We start from the raw sequence: 19860 nt of genomic DNA on the forward strand, positions 1-19860 counted from the left end.
TGTAATTTATATTTATCAATTATAATTTTGCCATCGTGAAACTTCTTATATCTTTTCTAAGCGACACCATTAAACAAATATATTCCTCTATTTTTCTTCACTCTATCACACAATCCCAGTAAAGTAAACTTTTTTAAACATACTTTTATTAGTAATTATATTTTCTTATCCAAAAGCATACAAAAAATCCGCCAGATTTCTCCGACGGATTTTATTTCTATTCTACTACTACTTCTTCTTCAAATTCATTTTCATCAATGAATTCTGAATTTTCAAGAAGTAAATAATTTTCTTTTAATTTTTCATCTACATCTAGTTGTACAAGTTTATTTTGTCTTGCTCCTGTACCTGCAGGAATTAACTGACCTATTATGATATTTTCTTTAAGTCCGTGTAATTTATCTTCCTTGCCTTTTATCGCTGCATCTGTAAGAACTCTTGTTGTTTCTTGGAATGATGCTGCTGATAAGAATGAATCTGTAGCAAGTGAAGCTTTAGTTATACCAAGTAGATTAACTTCTCCGATAGCAGGATTTTTACCTTCTTCTATCATTTGTTTGTTAGTCAACTTGTATTCAGTTGCATCAACCAATGAGCCTGGTAGGAATTCTGTATCCCCCGGATCATCGATCTTATACTTAGACAACATTTGACGTACTATAATTTCAATATGCTTATCGTTGATGTCTACCCCTTGAAGTCTATAAACTCTTTGAACTTCTTTAACGATGTATTCTTCAACTCCCTTAGCTCCCATTACTCTCAATAAGTCTTGAGGGTAAACGGAACCTTGAGTAAGCTCTTGTCCTTTTTCTACATAGTCGCCATTTTTAACTTTAAGTCTTGCCCCGTAAACTATGTTGTAGCTATGAGATTCTCCATCTCTTGGCGTTACAACAACTTCACGCTTTCTGTTTTGCTCTCTAATTTCAACTGTCCCCTCAACTTCTGAAATAACTGCTAATCCCTTAGGCTTTCTAGCCTCAAAAAGTTCTTCAACACGAGGAAGACCTTGTGTGATGTCCGCAGCAGATGCAACCCCACCAGTGTGGAAAGTTCTCATTGTAAGCTGAGTACCAGGTTCACCTATTGATTGAGCTGCTATTACCCCTACAGCTTCTCCAATGTCAACGTGGTTTCCAGTTGCCAAGTTACGTCCGTAGCAATGAGCACAAACTCCTGTCTTAGCTTTACAGCCTAATACAGTTCTAACTTTAACTTCTTTTATTCCAGCTTCAACTATTTTTTCTGCATCATCATCAGAAATTTCGTGGTTTGCGTATACTAATACTTCTTTAGTTTCAGGATGTACGATGTCTTCAAAAGAATATCTTCCTTCAATTCTATCTTTTAATCCTTCTATAAGTTCTTTTCCATCCTTGAAATCTCTTGCAACTAAATACTCGTCAGTTCCACAGTCTTCTTCTTTGATGATTACTTGTTGAGCAACGTCTACAAGTCTTCTTGTCAAATATCCAGAGTCCGCAGTTCTAAGTGCTGTATCCGCAAGTCCCTTTCTGGAACCATGCGCTGACATGTAGAATTCAAGTACTGAAAGTCCTTCACGGAAGTTAGATGTAATGGGAACCTCGATAGTTCTACCAGATGGAGAAGCCATCAAACCTCTCATTCCGGCCAACTGTCTGATTTGGTTCTTAGAACCTCTGGCTCCTGAGTCCGCCATGATGTAAATATTGTTAAGTCTATCAAAGCCTTCCATTACATCGTCTGTCAAATCATCTGTAGCCTTGTTCCAAATGTCTATTACCTTTTCATATCTTTCTTCGTCTGAAATCAAACCTCTACGGAATGCTTTTTCGTATTTATCTACTTCAGCTTTAGCTTGAGCTAAGATTTCAGGTTTTGATTCTGGTACCTCAACGTCGCCCATTGAAATTGAAATAGCTCCAATAATTGAATAGTGGTATCCATTTTCTTTTATATTGTCAAGCAATTTAGCGGTAACTATATTGCCATGTTTTTTGTAAGTTTTTTCTATTATCTTGCCAAGCAACTTTTTATCAGTTACTTTATCTACTTCAAGAGAATATTTATCGACATTTCTGTCAACAAATCCAAGGTCTTGAGGTATGAAGCTGTTCATTATAAATCTACCTACTGTAGAATATACAATTTTACCCCATCTGTCATTTTCATCAGCGTATCTTCTAACTCCTACGTGAGCTTGTAGATGTAAGAAACCTGCATAGTATGCATGCATCATTTCATCTTCGCTGGTAAATACCATTCCATCTCCTTTTTTAGATTCCCCTATATCTAAAGTTAGATAATAAGAACCTAAAATCATATCTTGAGTTGGAGTTGCGATAGGTTTACCATCTTTAAGGCCTAGTATATTGTTTGTAGATAGCATAAGAAGTCTTGCTTCTGCTTGTGCTTCTGTTGACAGTGGTAAATGGACAGCCATTTGGTCCCCGTCGAAGTCGGCATTATATGCTGTACATGAAAGTGGGTGAAGTTTAATAGCCTTTCCTTCTACAAGCACTGGTTCAAAAGCTTGAATACCAAGTCTGTGAAGTGTCGGTGCACGGTTTAGAAGTACTGGATGGTCTTTTATTACTTCTTCAAGCACATCCCAAACTTCTTCCCTCGTTCTCTCAACCATTCTCTTCGCACTCTTGATATTGTGTGCATAACCTTGTGCAACAAGTTCTCTCATTACAAATGGTTTGAACAATTCAAGCGCCATATTCTTTGGAAGACCGCATTGGTAGAATTTAAGATCTGGGCCTACTACGATTACTGAACGTCCTGAATAGTCAACACGCTTTCCAAGTAAGTTTTGTCTGAAACGACCTTGCTTACCCTTTAGCATCTCGGAAAGAGATTTAAGCGCTCTGTTTCCAGGTCCTGTAACAGGTCTTCCTCTTCTACCATTATCTATCAGTGCATCGACTGCTTCTTGAAGCATTCTCTTTTCATTTCTTACAATGATATCTGGTGCATTGATATCTAATAATTTCTTAAGTCTGTTGTTTCTGTTTATGATTCTTCTATAAAGGTCATTTAAATCGCTTGTTGCAAATCTTCCACCGTCTAATTGAACCATAGGTCTTATGTCTGGTGGGATTACAGGCACCGCTTCAAGTATCATCCATTCAGGTCTGTTACCTGATTGAAGAAAAGCTTCTATAACTTCTAATCTTCTTGAAATTCTAACTTTCTTTTGTCCTGTTGCCGCTTCTAATTCAGCGCTTAATAATTCAGATTCTCTTTGTAAATCTATGCTTTGAAGTAAATCCTTTATAGCTTCAGCTCCCATTTTAGCAGTAAATTGGTCGCCGTATTCTCTCTTGTATTCTCTGTATTCTATTTCTGTTAAAAGTTGTTTTTGATAAAGAGGCAAGTCTGCTTCTCTCTCAACATGAGTTACTATATAAGATGCAAAATAAAGAACTTTTTCAAGAGCTCTTGGACTCATGTCAAGTACAAGTCCCATTCTTGAAGGAATCCCTTTAAAGTACCAAATGTGAGATACTGGAGCTGCAAGTTCTATGTGGCCCATTCTCTCACGACGAACTTTTGCCTTTGTCACTTCAACTCCGCATTTTTCACACACTACACCCTTATATCTTACTCTCTTATATTTACCGCAACTACACTCCCAGTCCTTAGTAGGCCCAAATATCTTTTCGCAGAATAGACCTTCTTTTTCAGGCTTTAGCGTTCTATAATTTATAGTTTCCGGCTTTTTAACTTCTCCATAAGACCACTGTCTTATTTTTTCAGGTGAAGCTAGCCCTATTTTAATTGAGTGAAATAATTCGTGTTCGCTCAAGGAGCATTCTCTCCTTTCTGTAGCTTATAAATAAGTTACTCATCATCAGAGTCATCATAAGAACTAAAATCTTCTTCATAATGACCATCTAATTCATCTTCTTCGTTCTCTTCTTCATAACCTTCTTCAAGAGCCTCTATATCATCTGTAGAAATTCTCTTAATCGCACCTTGAGTAGGAGCTTGGTTATTTTCTATAAGGCCTTTTATCTCTTCATCATTATTTGAAATGTTATCAATTCTGTCTAAATCATCTTCGTCAACTTCAAGGTCAACATCTTGTCCGTATTCATCCAAAACTTTTATTTCAAGAGCTAATGATTGAAGTTCCTTAATCAATACTTTGAATGATTCAGGCACTCCCGGTTGAGGAATGTTTTCTCCCTTTACAATTGCTTCATACGTCTTAACACGTCCAACAATATCATCACTCTTTACTGTCAACATTTCTTGAAGAGTATAACTTGCACCATAAGCTTCAAGAGCCCAAACTTCCATTTCTCCAAATCTTTGTCCACCAAATTGTGCTTTGCCTCCAAGAGGTTGTTGCGTTACTAAAGAATAAGGTCCGGTACTTCTTGCGTGAATCTTTTCATCTACTAAATGGTGAAGTTTAAGCATATACATGTATCCAACAGTTACAGGGTGGTCGAATTCCTCACCTGTTCTACCATCTCTCAATTGAATTTTTCCATCTATAGGATATCCCGCTTGGCTCAAAGCCTTTTGAATATCTTCTTCGTTTGCCCCATCAAATACTGGAGTTGCAACATGCCAGCCTAGTTTCTTAGCTGCAAGTCCCAAGTGAACTTCCAATACCTGTCCAAGGTTCATACGAGAAGGTACCCCAAGTGGATTTAATACTATTTGTATAGGTGTACCATCTGGCATATAAGGCATATCTTCAGCAGGCATAACCCTTGAGATAACCCCCTTGTTACCGTGACGACCGCACATCTTATCTCCGACTTGAATCTTTCTCTTTGTAGCTATAAATACTCTGACCATTTCATTTACGCCAGGTTGAAGTTCATCTCCGGCTTCTCTTGTAAAAGTCTTTACATCTACAACAATACCTTGCTCTCCGTGAGGAAGTCTAAGCGAAGTATCTCTTACTTCTCTAGCCTTTTCTCCGAAAATAGCACGTAAAAGTCTTTCTTCAGCTGATAGTTCAGTTTCCCCCTTAGGAGTTACCTTGCCTACAAGAATATTTCCCGGTTTTACTTCAGCGCCTATTCTGATGATTCCTCTTTCATCCAAATCTTTTAACATATCATCGCCAACATTTGGAATATCACGAGTTATCTCTTCAGGCCCAAGTTTTGTATCTCTAGCTTCTGATTCATATTCTTCAATGTGAAGAGAAGTCAAAGTGTCATCTATTACTAAGTCTTTATTTACTAGCATCGCATCTTCATAGTTGTAACCTTCCCAGTTCATGAAAGCTATAAGTATGTTTTTACCTAACGCCATTTCACCCATATCTGTAGAAGGCCCATCGGCTATGATTTCGCCTTTTTTAACTTTTTGTCCCTTCTTTACGATAGGTCTTTGATTTATAGTAGTTCCTTGGTTAGCTCCGATAAATTTATGAAGTTCATATCTATCCTTAACTCCATCAGAATCCCTTCTGACAACTATTTCTGTGGCATCAACTTTAGTTATCTCACCATCTTCTTTAGATACAATAACTACCCCTGAGTCCTTAGCTGCTCTGTACTCAATACCAGTACCAATTATAGGAGCTTCTGTTTTTAATAGAGGAACTGCTTGACGTTGCATGTTGGCACCCATTAGGGCTCTGTTCGCATCGTCGTTTTCAAGGAAAGGAATCATTGCTGTACCTACTGCAACTATTTGTTGAGGAGATACGTCCATGTAAGTTACTTCCTTAGAGTCGAAGATATCTACTACCCCTTCATGACCCCTTGCAACTACTCTATCATTTATAAATTTTCCGTTTTCATCAAGTAACTCATTAGATTGAGCTATAATTTGCTCATATTCAACATCAGCAGTTATATATTCAATTTCATCAGTTACAATTCCTTCTCCAAATTTTACTTTTCTATAAGGAGTCTCTAAAAATCCGTATTCATTAATTCTCGCATATGTTGTAAGCGAAGTTATCAGTCCTATGTTAGGACCTTCTGGTGTCTCAATAGGACACATTCTACCATAATGGGAATTATGGACGTCACGCACTTCAAAGCCAGCTCTATCTCTGCTCAACCCACCAGGCCCTAGTGCAGATAGCCTTCTCTTGTGAGTTAATTCTGATAGAGGGTTATTTTGGTCCATAAATTGCGAAAGTTGTGATGACCCGAAGAACTCTTTAATAGCAGCTGTTACAGGTCTTATATTTATTAACGATTGAGGAGTTGTAGCATCTACATCTTGAACAGTCATTCTTTCACGTATAACTCTTTCCATTCTTGAAATGCCAATTCTAAACTGATTTTGTAAAAGCTCTCCTACAGATCTAATTCTTCTGTTTCCTAAATGGTCAATATCATCTACTACCCCAACGTTAAATGAAAGTCCAAATTCATAGTTTACAGATGCGATGATGTCATCTACAGTTATATGTTTAGGACTAAGTAGTCGATAATTTTTCTTTAATTCTTGTTTTAACTTTTCTTCATCGCCTTCAAATTCTTCTACGATTTCTTTAAATAGAGGATAATAAACTTTTTCTTTAAATCCTAACTCTTTTAAATCAAAAGGTAGTTCAAAATCATCTGGATATGCAAAATTATTTCCAATAACAATTACATCTCTATCTGGTTCATCTTCACGAATCGATTTAACAGTTACAATAAGTTTATTAATACCTGCATTTTCAACAGCTCTTGCCGTTTCTTCAGTGAACCTGTTTCCTTCTTCTACTATTATTTCACCAGTTTCAGGATTAACTACATCAGTACTTGCATAGTGTCCTTCAATTCTTGCTGAAATACCAAGTTTCTTATTGAACTTATATCTACCTACATGAGCTAAATCATATCTTCTATTGTCAAAAAACATGTTTTCAAACAATGATTCAGCAGACTCTATAGTAGGTGGCTCACCAGGTCTAAGCTTCTTATAAATTTCAAGTAATGCCTCATTTTTATTAGAAGTAGAATCCTTCTCTAAAGTCTTCAGCAATGCTTCACTTTCTCCTAATATGTCAGTTATTTCCATATTAGATTCGACGCCTATAGCTCTCATAAGAATAGTAACAGGAATTTTTCTTGTTCTATCAAGCCTTACATTTATAACGCCTTGAGCATCCGTTTCATATTCAAGCCATGCTCCACGATTTGGGATAACAGTCGCTGAATATAATTTCTTTCCGGTTTTATCTGTTTCTACTTTGTAGTAACTTCCCGGGCTTCTAACAAGTCGAGATACCACAACACGTTCTGAACCATTTATAATAAATGTTCCAGTTGGTGTCATAAGTGGTAGATCTCCCATGAACACTTCTTGTTCCTTAACCTCTCCAGTTTCAGTATTGATAAGTCTTACTTTAACTTTCAAAGGCGCAGAATAATTTGTGTCACGTTCCTTTGCGTCGTCTATTGAATACTTACGTTCTGCAGATACATAATAATCTACAAATTCAAGTATTAAGTTACCTGAGTAATCCTCGATAGGAGATACCTCATCAAAAACTTCCTTCAAACCCTCTTTGATTAGCCAATCAAATGAGGCTGTCTGCACTTCAAGAAGATTTGGTAAATTTTGTACCTCTGGTATTCGAGAAAAGCTCATTCTCTCTCTCTTCCCATATTTCACAGGATGTGCCAATTAATAATCACCCCTTAAATTCAAGACAGATTTACTGTCGCCTAATTTAGAGAACACTAATCCATTTTTATAATTTTGCAATTAATTATTTTAACATTGTTACACAAGTTTTGCAAGGATTTACAATGCTTTTTTATTTTTTTAGAAAATAAATTTATATGTAAATAAAATAAACCTCAGTAGATTATTTATGATAATTCTAAATAAAAAACGTGCTAATAATCAAAAATTATTAACACGCTCTATCTATTTTAATATGCCGTTTGGTTTTATAACGGTTTCTATTAATTTATTTTCTTCTTTAATTCTTATATACAGCACTATCATGTAAAGTGGAAGCACTACAATACTTGTGATTGTGCTATGACAAATCAATGCTATTCCTATAAGCTCAGGAATAATATTTAGAAAATAATTAGGATGCTTAAATGTATCAAACAACCAGTGGCTATTAAACTTATGTCCCTTTGCTATCATAAGTTTTACAGTCCATATTCCTTTTAATATATTAACCACCGAATACAAAACTACCATTGAAAATATTACTAATATTAGTCCTATCAAACTAACTTTATCAAATTCTACTTTCTTAACTAACGCTTCAACTAAACTACCAAAATAAAATAGTATGTGTAATATTGTTATTCGCTTAGTATTTGTAACTCCATATTCTCTTCCACCACTTGCTAATATCGCTCTTTCATTTTCTTTAGATATCTTTAAAAAAGCTAATCTTATGGCAAAAACTATTACTATAATTACATAAATAGAATATCTTTGCATAATACCCCCTTAATTTATTTAAAATATTTTAAATAAATTTTAATATGGAAAGCCTTTTGTTGTCAACAAAACAAAATATTAAGAATATTAAATTTTTATAACGCTAAAAATTTCTATCCTTAGCTCAAAAATTTTTAAGGATTTATATAATAGCGTTTAAGGTAGTATACTCTATTCTGTATTATCTGCAATAAATTTTATTCAAAATAATTACTATTTGCACAATAAATGATAGGTCTACCCTTAACCTTTATTATCAATCCTTCTTGTTCTAAATCACTAATTTCATCTCTTATTGTTTTTGCATAATATCCATCTAAATATCCAATTATATCTTCTCTTTCTATTCCGCTATTATAATTAAAATAATAATCTTGTGAAAGTATAAACATTATATCTTTTTTTACATCAGTATCTAAAGTATTATCATTCATTATTTTTGCGTGAATTTTGTCGAGTTTTTCTACTTTATCTATTAAATTTTCTATAATATCAAATTGCCCCTCAATTAAAATACTCAAAAAAGTATCAATAAAATAATTGAGTTCTCCTTTGTTTTTTACAGAATTAGTGATATCAAAAGCTCTGTAATAATCATTTTTCTTCAAAAAGCTTCCTCTAGCTAATGACATAGCCGTTAAATAACCATAATCTTCTTTTATATACATACTACTTATAAAACGCCCTGTTCTACCATTTCCATCATAAAACGGATGTATATATCCAAAATAATAATGCCCTATTGCAGTTCTTAATAACAGTGGAATTGTATTATCATTTAAAAAATTTAACATCATATTTATATGCTCAGAAATATTATCTTCCCCTAAAATACCTTCGTGGATGCATTCTCCAGAAACAGTATTTTTCTTCTGAACATAAATAGCATTTTCCCTAAAAATTTTACCGTCAGGAATACAATCTTTTTCTAATTCACCTTTGGTAATATGGTCATATATTTTCCTAATATCTTTACTATCTTCTGGAAGTTTTAATATATCTTCACCTGATAAATATATATACGACTTAATCATGCTCACTAATCTGTCATTTGTTAATTTCTTATTCTCGATTATCTCTCTAGTTGTTTCGGCTATTTGTTCTCTGCTACTTTCCACCCCTTCAAGTTCATTTGAACTTTGTAGTTCACTGGAAATAATATCTTTAAGCAAAGATTTTTTCGCCACTTCAGGCAACTTTAATTCAATTTCATTAAGCCGATTATCATTTTCTCTTACTAAATCTAAGTATCTTGAAGTTTCGTTGTTAAAAACATAATATAAACTTAAATTTTCATTTGTTTTGTAAGGATTTATTTTCAAATCTAACCTTAATGTAGTCTCAAACTCATACCTATTTTTATAGATTTTTTCATAATTTTTAAAATCCTTATAATATACTTTTGATATATAGTCCATATTTTCACCTCTCCACTTCTTTTAACTTCTATTTATAAAAAAGCCTTGAAACAGTAATAAAATTTATTTTTATGGAAATATTTAATCTAACGCATTATTTAATGCTTGATAAATTAAATTTTATCGATATATTTAATTTATTATACCATTTATTGTAAACAAATCAATTTTTTCCGATTTGTTTAATTTATATTTCTATTTTTTCTTAACAAATCAATTTTTCCCACTTTATTTAATTTATATTTCTATTTCTTCTTAACAAATCAATTTTTTTCCGCTTTATTTAATTTATATTATAAAAATTTATTTTATATTTATTATTCAAGTAAATATATCTGAAAATAAAAACAAGGGCTTTAAAAGCCCCCTATATTTATAGTCTATTCTTTTTGTATTCTGCCAATCCGTTTAAATAGTATAATGCCATCCAACATCCAACGTGAGAAGCTGTTTGTAGTGAATTAGTTTCTGGATAAATTTCAACAAAGTCAAATCCTTTTGCCCCTGCTAATCCTGCTTCATGAACCATCATAGCCAATTCATAAGAAGTAAGTCCACACATATCTTGTGGCCCTTGTGGCATAAATGCTGCATCTAATGCATCCGCACATATTGTTACATAGACAACTTCTGTATCCTTAAATGCGATTGCTATCGCTTCATCTATAGCTTCTTTCCAGCCTTTTTCTTTAACATCTTGGCTCTTAATTACTGTTGCTCCAAATTTTTCTGCATTTTCATATTCTTTTTTATGATTTCTTGGCCCTCTTATTCCTATGTGAACTATCTTTGTAGGGTCCATATTTTCATCAGTGTATAGTCTATAGAAAGGTGAGCATCTTGAATATGGGTCATCTCCAAATTGTTCATAGTTGTCTAAATGAGCATCGAAGTGTAGTATACCTACTTTTTTAGGATGTTTTTTAGCCATCTCGCTAATTATTGGATAAGATATTGAGTGATCTCCCCCAAATGTTATCGGAATAACATCGGCATCTATAACTTTGGCAACTTTTTTTCTTATTTCTTCAAATGTAAAATCATAATTTCCGTTTTGTACTGGAACATCCCCAAAGTCTCCACCTTTTAAATATTCAAACGAATCCAAGTTGAAGTCAGGCAAAAATCCTGTATATCTTATTGAGACACTTCTAATTGATTTAGGACCTTCTGTACATGATGAATATCCACCTATTGTGCATCCACCTTCCCAAGGCACTCCCACTATGGCTATATCCAACTCATTTAAATCTTCATCTTCTTCTATTACAGGAAGATTTAACCATGATGGTACTCCACTATAAATATTATTTGGTAAAAATTTTGGATCATATATTGTTGGCTTACTGTTTCTCATTTTGCTCCTCCTAATTTAAAAACTTTATTTAAAATAACGACATTATACTGCTTACACCAATTGTTAGAGATATTAAAAAAACTCCAATCCCCAAAACTTTTTGAAGCATGTTGTTTTTATATTCTCCCATAACTTTTTCTTTGCTAGCTAAATACAATAATACGAACACACTCACCGGCAGGAAGATCCCGTTTACAGCTTGTGCCGCCATTATTATTGTAATAGGATTAAATCCTGTTGCCGCTCCGACAATTCCAAAAAGTAAAATCAATACATTTGTCGCAAAGTATCTCTTATCTCTTTTGTTAAGTTCCCATCCAAATAGTCCTGCCAACACATAAGACACTCCCAATGGTGTTATTACCGCGCTTGAAATACCAGCTGCAACTAATCCTATAGCTAAAAATGGAACTGATAAATTTCCTAAAAGCGGCTCCAATTGTTGAGCCATGTCTACTGCCGATGAAATTTCCATTCCTCTAACAACCGTTCCTGCGGTTATCATTACAGCACCTGTAATTATTCCACCCACTATCATAGAGAAAGTTACGTCAAATTGAGCTAATGGTATTTGTTCCGGATCTTTCCATGTTTGTCTAGCACTTGTTGCATGAATAAATAAATTGTATGGAACTACAGTTGTTCCTATTAGTGCTACACAAGTCATAATAGAATTAGATTCAGTACTTGGTATCAAGCCTTTTAATATTTCTGTAAAATCAGGTCTTACTACAAACATTGTTATAACAAATATAACTGCCATTATAGAAACACACACTGTCAATAATTTTTCCAACCATTTTATAGCATTGTTATGATTACTTATAAATAGAATACATATGCCCCAAATAGGAGCTATAACTCTTGAAGGTATCCCTGTAAGTGCTGAAAGACCTATTGCCGTACCTGTAAGGTCTCCACTCATATAGGCAATTCCTCCTAATATAATGGCTGCTGACACCAAAATCACCATTATATTTTTTAAGACAGGTCTTTCCTTTAAATCTTCTATTAAATTTTCAGATAATCCAGTTTGTGTTACTATCCCAAGTCTTGCAGCCATGCCTTGCATGATTATTACTGCCAAAACAGAAAATAATATACACCATAATAGCTGATATCCATATGTAGCTCCTGCTCTAGTTGAACTAGTTATCGTTCCGGGCCCTATAAACGAACCCACTATAAGCATCCCCGGCCCTAGAGCTTTTAATTTTTCTTTGAAAGTATATTTTTTCATAACTTCCTCCTACAAAATTATCATCTAAATGTATTTTAAGTTAATTTTGTAAATATCATTGCGCATCGATAAATTACTAAATTAATTATATATCCATAAGAAAACCTTTGTCAATACGGTATTATCGTTTTTTATTCTATAATACCGTATTTTACTTTCGCTATCTTCCCCGTTATAATTTAATTATAAATATTTATATAGAGAGGGAATTAGTATGCTATATTCATTCAAACCTATTCAATCTATAAAAAGAGCTATAGATGTTATAAACTGTTTTACTGACAATATAAACTATCTTACATTAAAGGAAATTAGTGAAATTACAAATTTAAAATTGAGTACAACAAGAGGAATAGCTAATACCCTATTAATGTATGGACTTTTAAACTTTGATTCTTCTACTAAATGTTATAGCCTAGGATTATTTTTTTCAGCTAAATCCAAATTACTAAATAAAAAACAAGAACTATATATACAACATATAAGCCCTTTTGTAGAAAAAATATCCGATGAATTCTCAGTAACTTGCTGTTTTCAAATTGTAGAAAATCTACAAGTTTACACTATATATAGTTCAAGTGCTCATAAAGAACACTATCAAATACATGTCGCCGAGCATGTATTACTACCATTATCAGTTAGTGCATCAGGTAAGTTAGCTTTAGCTCATAACTACAATTTACAAAATATTAAATATGCTTTGGACAGTAAGCCCGACAACACAACTGACTATTCCTCAACCTCTGTTGAGATGTTGGAGGCAAAATTAAATGATATCTTAGAGAAGGGCTATAGCTATGAAAACCAAGAATATCAACTAGGTGTGAGCAGTCTTTCAGTACCAATCTTTAATTCAAACGGAAATATTATAGCTACACTTAGCATAACTTCATTTTCAACTTATATTGAAAGTATATTAAACGATGTAGTTCCCGAATTAAAAAATCAGGCTTCTCAAATAGCTAAATTAATATCAAATATTTAAAAAGAGAGTTCCCACGAACTCCCTTTTTGATTTGAAACATTTTAATCTTCAGCTTTGACAAATATCTTAGTTATATTAATTACTACCGCATATAAAACCCCAGCCACCGGCCATACTATCCATGTGAATCCCCACTTCATTGTATATAGTGACCACGCTAAATATATTGCAAGTGCTATTCCCCAATATACAGAGCTCACTTTATTTATAACTGTGGCTATTTTTTTATTTGCTACTGTAAAATCCCCCTCTTGTAAAAGTTTGTCATAACTATCCTTCACTAAACCAACTTGTGCCATTCTATTCACCGATACAGCTATAATAAAAATTAGCAGAGCTACCATGTTGAATATTATATAGTCCTCATCAGTAAGTGCTGTGCTGACTAAAAGTGGAACACAAGCCAAAATACACGCTACAACACCTATCGCTATTGTGTTCGTATACTTATTTGAGTGATTATTTTTCTTCTCACGAACCAAACCATCCACTCCATACGCAGTTTCTATTTCATTTCTAGATATAAACTTATATTTCTTAGCTCTATTTCCACAACCTATAGATATATACACTCCAAGAGCAACCATAAACAATAAAACAGGAACTCCCACAGATATTATCATATCCTCCGATACACCAAACAATTTGCTTTCAGCCAATCCAGACAAAATTAACAAAACTATAGGAGACGCTATATATAGGAAAATTGACAAAGCTGACCACATCGAATTTTCCTCACTTATCTTCAAAAAATCAACAGCCTCTTCCATACTCACATTCTTTATGTTTTTACTTTCTACTTCAACGGCAATGCTCTCATAATTTTTTTGAACAGTATCTATCTCGTCTTTTAACAGATAATCAGTGCTAACCCCAAAAATTTTGGACATATTTAATATCCTATTTAAGTCAGGCACAGATTGTGCGCTTTCCCATTTAGAAACCGACTGTCTAGAAACTCCTAACTTTTCAGCCAACTCTTCTTGACTCCATCCATTTTTCTTTCTTTCTTCAATTATCTTATCAGCTAGTATCATCTCTACTATTCCTCTCTGTTATTTTTAATTAATGTATCAAAAATAGTATTTGCATTCTATAAAGTTAGCTTTGAAATTTGTCAACTGCCAGTTGCAATCGTCGATTTCAGCCAATTTAAGTCCATGTAGAATATATATATTACAAAATTATAATTTATAGTTCATTTCTTTTCAAATATACCTTTAATTTATAACTATTACTTTTTCAAAATATTTCTCTTTAATATTGTCGTCTCAATTTTATTCACAATTAAAAAGAGTGCCTTTCGTATATTGCACTCCATAGTTTAAAATTTATTTCCAGTATTGTAATTTACTTTCATCAAGTCCTATATTCTTTCCAATGAATACAGGATTTTTACCTTGTCTCTTTTGCGCTTTATAATCCTCTAAGGCTTTAAGTGCTTGTCCTCCCAAAATTATAATTGTAGGAATATTGATTATACACATAAGTCCCATCAACAAATCTGCAACATTCCAAGCTAATTCCATTTGCATTCCCGCTCCAACAAAAATTAAAACTGCCGCTAATACTCTATAGCAAACCATAAATACCTTTGAAGGCACTTTCTTATTCAAGTATGTCAAGCAAGTGTCTACATAGTATAAGTTCCCTATCAAAGTTGTGAATGCGAATAGCGTAAGAGCAACTGTTATGAATATAATCCCATAATTTCCAAATACTGTTGATAATGAAGTTTGAACAAATGCTGCTCCTGCAAGCTCCGCTATCGGTTCAACTCCAGATGATAATGCCATAAATGCTGTTGCAGAACAAATTAAAAGTGTGTCTATGAATACAGAAAGCATTTGAACCAAGCCTTGTTTTGCAGGGTGGGATACATCTGCTGCAGCTGCGGCATTAGGCGCAGATCCCATACCAGCTTCATTTGAGTACAATCCTCTCTTTATTCCCGCAACAAGTGAAGATCCTGCTATTCCTCCAAATATTGCCTTAAAGTTAAAAGCATCAGACAATATCTTTGAAAAAACTGTTGGTATATAAGTTATATTTAGTATAATCATTAAGATTGAAACGATTACGAATATAACTCCCATAAACGGCACTAGTATTGAAGTAAATTTTATAATTCTCTTTCCACCGCCTAAAATACAATATGCAGCAACTACAGCAAGTATAGCTCCTATCATCCAAGATGTTTTACCTGGAGTGTAAAATCCGTATATTTTAAATGAATCTTGTAAATTAAAAGATGCTAACATATTAAACCCAACTGCATAAGTTAATATTAAACATATCGCAAATAAAACCCCAACAGTTCTGCTTCCAAGTGCAGTTTCTATGTAGTATGAAGGACCTCCATAGCTCGTACCGTCCTCACCTTTTCTCTTGTAAATTTGAGCAAGAGTAGATTCTATAAATGCTGATGCTCCACCAATTATAGCTATAACCCACATCCAAAATACAGCTCCATATCCGCCAAGGCAAATAGCATTAGAAACCCCTACTATGTTTCCTGTACCAACTCTTGATGCTGTTGAAACCATAAGAGCTTGGAAAGATGATACCCCACCTTCATCAGGCTTTTCAGTTACCACACTTATAGACTCTTTGAACATTGATAATTGTATAAGTCCTGTTCTAACCGAAAAATAAAGTCCACAAAACAACAACATAATAAGTAAGATTGGATAATACAACACATCATTAATGCTCAACAATATTTCATTTAACTTCGTAGATAAAGTTATGAATAATTCTTCCATCTATTCCTCCTTTAATATACATTCAAATTTAATTTCTCAGATAAATACTCAAGCATTCTAACACCTGAGTAGCTATTCCCGTGCGTATCAAGAGCCGGACTATAAACTGCCAAGCCATAACCATCTATTGTGGCTGTGACAATTCCTCCGCCAACTCCACTCTTAGCCGGAATTCCAACTCTAACAGCAAAATCTCCGGAGTAGTCATACGTACCACAAGTTGCCATAAGAGTTCTTAAAATTCTTGCATGTTCTGGTTCTATAACTTTTTCACCGCTCAAAGATACTCCATTGTTAGATATACAATAGCTCATATTGGCCAAATTTTTAACATTTACCATCAATGAACAGCTTTTGAAATAAATATCCAAAACTTCTTCTACTTCAAGACTCGGTGGTAAAATCTTTCTTGAAAGCATGAGATATGTTAAAGTTCTATTGGCAAAAGAAGATACTTTCTCAGATACAAAAATTTCTTCACTGTAACTTATTTCTTCCCCTAAAAACTTTGATGCTTTCTCAATTATAACTTCTAGTGTCCTTTCTTTATAAACCCTATGTAGCAATGCAACCACAACTATCGCCCCTGCATTTATAAAAGGATTTACCGGCACATTTTTCTTTGACAACTCAAGTTCTATTACACTGTTAAAAGCTTTTGATGATGGCTTGAGCCCAACATATTTTTTCAATTCATCAACAGTAAAATTTTCAAGTGCAATAGCATATAAAATTACTTTTACAACAGATTGTATGGAAAATCTATCCTCACTATCTCCCGAACAAATTAATTCTCCATCTTCGATTGCAGCAATCCCTATTTTATTTGGATCTTGTTTCTTCAACTCAGGTATGTAATCTGCAACTTCTCCCATGTCAGTATATTTTCTTCCAAGCGCTATTGCACCTTCTAGTAGTTCCTGATTAAATCTACGCAAACGTTTCACCTCCGATTTTAATTCTACCATAGTCATATATTATCTTTCTATATAAAATTTTTTAAATACAATATTTTTTTGAATGTAGTTTCACAAAATATTCTTTTTACCTAAAAAGTAATAAGGAGTATAATATACTCAATAAATTTAATCATTAATTTTAAGGAAGGTTATGTATGAATAAAATCAAATTTTTAGAAGAGATTAAATCCGATTTATCATCGATAGTTTCAAATTTAACTTTTGATAACTTGGAAGAAACCAATGTATATTTAAAAAACTATCTTTGTATTTTAAATTCACTAAATGATTTACCAAATAATTTATCAAACTATAATACGTATGAACACTCCACGACTATCAAGTCAAATAATAACTTAACCGAAATTTATGATGCAAATAACAATATTTTCTTAGGTCAAGCTCACTTAAATCTATCCGGAGCAAACATTGGAAGCTTTAAAATATTTGTGCCTGAAAAGTTTATAAGAAAACTTAATATTGAAGAAGGTGATTGGGTTAAGGCTTCAGTTATCAAAAAAGCTTACAACCAAAAACCTGTATATGAATATGAATTAATTGAAAAAGTCGCTGCCGAAAGCAATAAAAAAGTTGTCAAATATGCCATTGTAGAATTCGACGAAGATCTAGAACAATATTACATAGAATCTTCAGAAGATAGACTATCTACAAAAATACTACTTGACCAATATAAGACAGGTAATTTCCACTTAGAAATTGGTGATGTAGTAGACTATGCATATTGGAACGATGAAATCCTAAGCGGAAAAATAATATGGGTTTACCACACTGATTCTTCTCCCGAATTAATCAAAGACCACGAAATACAATCCTTAACCTCCAGCTCATTAAACGGATTAAATATTGGAATAATCGGTTTAGAAACTGATAAAGAAATCTTCAAAAGAGCTATCGAAGCAAATGGAGGACAACTTTGTTACTTGTCAGGAAATGAGTCAGTCGAAATTCTTTCAAACGAAATTTCAAAGACAAATATTTTAATAATATTTATAGATTCTGTTGGCCACGATGCAATGTTCAAAATTAGAAATGTGAGCAAAGATTTTGAAATACCTATTTTATATTCAAAGAGCGTTGAAAGTAATGCTCTTATCCAACTAATATTAGAAGAATTAGAAATACAGTAACATAAGAAAAAGGACTTCATTGGAAAGTCCTTTTTTATATCATTGATTATAGTTACTTTGCTCTCTTATTTTTTATCTTATTTATAATAATTTGAACTTCAGATACTTTTAGCACTAAAATAGCTACCAAGTAAACCCCTCCAGCAACCACAATTGCAACCAATAGAGCTAAAATATTGCCAATAGCTCCTCTTGAAAAACTATAAGCAACACTCGCTAAAAGTCCCATACATACAGTCGCTATAGTTATCTTCATCAAATCTGAAATATTTATATTACTAAACATTCTGCCCAATTTACCTTTTAAACTTAAAACCATCAGTATGGCTCCAACAATAAATGAGATAGAAGTTGCAAGTGCAAGTCCTCTTATCCCATACACCTTCATCATTACCATACTCAAAACTATATTCACTCCAACCATTACAACTGAATTTACAACAGGTGTTTTAGTATCCATAATTGCATAAAACGCCCTTGATACTATCTCTCTAACGCCTATACCAATTATCCCTATGGCATAGAAATTTAAAACATTGGCAGTCACCACTGCTTCTTGCTTCCCAAAAGCTCCCCCCACAAATAGTAGTTTTACAATTGGATCTGAAAATATAAATAGACCTACCGAAGCCGGTACAACTAAAAGAGCCATAGATACCAAGGCTCCCCCAACAGATTTTTTCAAGCCGTCATAGTCACAAACTGCTCCAAGTCTTGCCATGTCCGGATATACAGCTGTTACAATTGAAGTTATTACAATCCCCGTTACAAAAGCTTGCAACTTATAAGCATAATTTAAAGAAGCCATAGCTCCAGTAAACAAAGCAGATGCCAATGATTTTGAAATTATAAAATTTAATTCAATTACTGAAGTCGAAATAAGCACAGGCACAATAATCTTCATCATCATTTTAAAATCTCTATCTTTCAAACTGATTAGATTTCTATGTCTATAACCCGACTTCTTGATGTATGGCAAAAATATTAAATATTGGAATATAAATCCTGACAAGATACCAAACGCCAAGTATTGATAACCCATTTTTTTAGCAATTGTCATACTTGCAATTATAATTACATTCATCAAAATCGCATGTGCTATTGAAACTATAAAATGTCTTTTAATTTGAAGATAAGCTTTAAAAATAGAAAAGACAGTCGTTGCAGCAAGACTTAAAAGCGCAACTCTTGTCATAAAGACAGCCATTGTCAGTGTCTCACCTTCAAAACCTATCGCCATTGCCATAACCAATTGTTTTGCAAATACAATCCCTACAATGGAAATTAACAAAGTGCCCATAAAGACGATATTAGATAAATTTGAAGTAAATCTATTAGCCTCTTTTTCTCCGCTTCGCTCTTTAATTTCATTATACATAGGAATGTATCCATTAGCTGTAGCTCCGGATAATATGTTTGTAAAAGTCATTGGAATTTGAAAAGCGACCAAAAAAGCTTCTACAATTATTCCCGTTCCGAAAAAATAAGCCAATGCTTTTTCACGTACCAAACCAAAAATTTTTGATAATATTGTTACAATCATCAATATATACGACGTATTCATATTTAACCTCTTTTTATTTTTTACTATATTATTATTGTAACAAAAAGA

General features: G+C 33.2%; 12 protein-coding genes. 2 read left to right on the forward strand and 10 right to left on the reverse strand.

Annotation, left to right across the window (positions count from 1 at the left end):
* Positions 1–217: 217 nt before the first annotated feature.
* The 6 genes from rpoC to DYE58_RS02705 all read right to left on the reverse strand — a co-directional run bounded on the left by rpoC (position 218) and on the right by DYE58_RS02705 (position 12391).
* Positions 218–3799 carry a DNA-directed RNA polymerase subunit beta' gene (rpoC, locus tag DYE58_RS02680; protein WP_004819174.1) on the reverse strand — a complete coding sequence of 1194 codons (3582 nt, stop codon included), beginning with the start codon at positions 3797–3799 and terminating at the stop codon, positions 218–220.
* 35 nt (positions 3800–3834) lie between these two features.
* Complete coding sequence (gene rpoB, locus DYE58_RS02685; RefSeq protein WP_004819176.1) at positions 3835–7593, reverse strand: DNA-directed RNA polymerase subunit beta; 3759 nt, start codon at positions 7591–7593, stop codon at positions 3835–3837.
* A 246-nt stretch (positions 7594–7839) separates the two neighbouring features.
* Positions 7840–8376, reverse strand: a complete 537-nt coding sequence (locus tag DYE58_RS02690) for an isoprenylcysteine carboxyl methyltransferase family protein (protein ID WP_040552386.1) — start codon at positions 8374–8376, stop codon at positions 7840–7842.
* Positions 8377–8573: 197 nt separating this feature from the next.
* A complete protein-coding gene (locus tag DYE58_RS02695; RefSeq protein ID WP_040553266.1) occupies positions 8574–9794 on the reverse strand; it encodes a Fic family protein in 1221 nt (406 codons plus the stop codon).
* A gap of 373 nt (positions 9795–10167) precedes the next feature.
* Positions 10168–11151 (reverse strand): agmatinase family protein, encoded by a 984-nt coding sequence (locus DYE58_RS02700; RefSeq protein ID WP_004819179.1) that lies wholly within the window; start codon positions 11149–11151, stop codon positions 10168–10170.
* Between the two features lie 28 nt (positions 11152–11179).
* On the reverse strand, positions 11180–12391 hold the full coding sequence (locus tag DYE58_RS02705) for an Nramp family divalent metal transporter (RefSeq protein WP_004819181.1): 1212 nt from the start codon (positions 12389–12391) through the stop codon (positions 11180–11182).
* 214 nt (positions 12392–12605) lie between these two features.
* Between DYE58_RS02705 and DYE58_RS02710 the strand changes: the two genes are divergently transcribed.
* Positions 12606–13376: an IclR family transcriptional regulator gene (locus DYE58_RS02710; protein ID WP_004819182.1), complete on the forward strand. Its 771-nt coding sequence runs from the start codon at positions 12606–12608 to the stop codon at positions 13374–13376.
* A gap of 41 nt (positions 13377–13417) precedes the next feature.
* Here DYE58_RS02710 and DYE58_RS02715 read toward each other — a convergent pair whose 3' ends face one another.
* The 3 genes from DYE58_RS02715 to glsA form a co-directional block, all read right to left on the reverse strand.
* Complete coding sequence (locus DYE58_RS02715) at positions 13418–14413, reverse strand: helix-turn-helix domain-containing protein (RefSeq protein ID WP_004819184.1); 996 nt, start codon at positions 14411–14413, stop codon at positions 13418–13420.
* 294 nt (positions 14414–14707) lie between these two features.
* Positions 14708–16141, reverse strand: a complete 1434-nt coding sequence (locus tag DYE58_RS02720; protein WP_004819186.1) for an alanine/glycine:cation symporter family protein — start codon at positions 16139–16141, stop codon at positions 14708–14710.
* Between the two features lie 11 nt (positions 16142–16152).
* Positions 16153–17088 (reverse strand): glutaminase A, encoded by a 936-nt coding sequence (gene glsA, locus DYE58_RS02725; protein WP_370882802.1) that lies wholly within the window; start codon positions 17086–17088, stop codon positions 16153–16155.
* Positions 17089–17255: 167 nt separating this feature from the next.
* Here glsA and DYE58_RS02730 point away from each other — a divergent pair, with 167 nt between their 5' ends.
* Positions 17256–18248 carry a DUF2325 domain-containing protein gene (locus DYE58_RS02730; RefSeq protein ID WP_004819189.1) on the forward strand — a complete coding sequence of 331 codons (993 nt, stop codon included), beginning with the start codon at positions 17256–17258 and terminating at the stop codon, positions 18246–18248.
* Positions 18249–18300: 52 nt separating this feature from the next.
* Here the strand turns inward: DYE58_RS02730 and murJ are convergent, their stop codons facing one another.
* On the reverse strand, positions 18301–19812 hold the full coding sequence (murJ, locus tag DYE58_RS02735; RefSeq protein ID WP_004819191.1) for a murein biosynthesis integral membrane protein MurJ: 1512 nt from the start codon (positions 19810–19812) through the stop codon (positions 18301–18303).
* Positions 19813–19860 lie beyond the last annotated feature (48 nt).

Origin of the sequence: Peptoniphilus indolicus (assembly GCF_900454665.1) — a bacterium.
Taxonomy (GTDB): Bacteria; Bacillota; Clostridia; order Tissierellales; family Peptoniphilaceae; genus Peptoniphilus; species Peptoniphilus indolicus.

Excerpts from the sequence above, each read along its gene's own strand:
- murJ (WP_004819191.1), bottom strand. The coding sequence starts at position 19,812 with ATGAATACGTCGTATATATTGATGATTGTAACAATATTATCAAAAATT.
- DYE58_RS02690 (WP_040552386.1), bottom strand. The coding sequence starts at position 8,376 with ATGCAAAGATATTCTATTTATGTAATTATAGTAATAGTTTTTGCCATA.
- DYE58_RS02720 (WP_004819186.1), bottom strand. The coding sequence starts at position 16,141 with ATGGAAGAATTATTCATAACTTTATCTACGAAGTTAAATGAAATATTG.
- DYE58_RS02695 (WP_040553266.1), bottom strand. The coding sequence starts at position 9,794 with ATGGACTATATATCAAAAGTATATTATAAGGATTTTAAAAATTATGAA.
- DYE58_RS02715 (WP_004819184.1), bottom strand. The coding sequence starts at position 14,413 with ATGATACTAGCTGATAAGATAATTGAAGAAAGAAAGAAAAATGGATGG.
- DYE58_RS02705 (WP_004819181.1), bottom strand. The coding sequence starts at position 12,391 with ATGAAAAAATATACTTTCAAAGAAAAATTAAAAGCTCTAGGGCCGGGG.
- DYE58_RS02700 (WP_004819179.1), bottom strand. The coding sequence starts at position 11,151 with ATGAGAAACAGTAAGCCAACAATATATGATCCAAAATTTTTACCAAAT.
- DYE58_RS02730 (WP_004819189.1), top strand. The coding sequence starts at position 17,256 with ATGAATAAAATCAAATTTTTAGAAGAGATTAAATCCGATTTATCATCG.
- DYE58_RS02710 (WP_004819182.1), top strand. The coding sequence starts at position 12,606 with ATGCTATATTCATTCAAACCTATTCAATCTATAAAAAGAGCTATAGAT.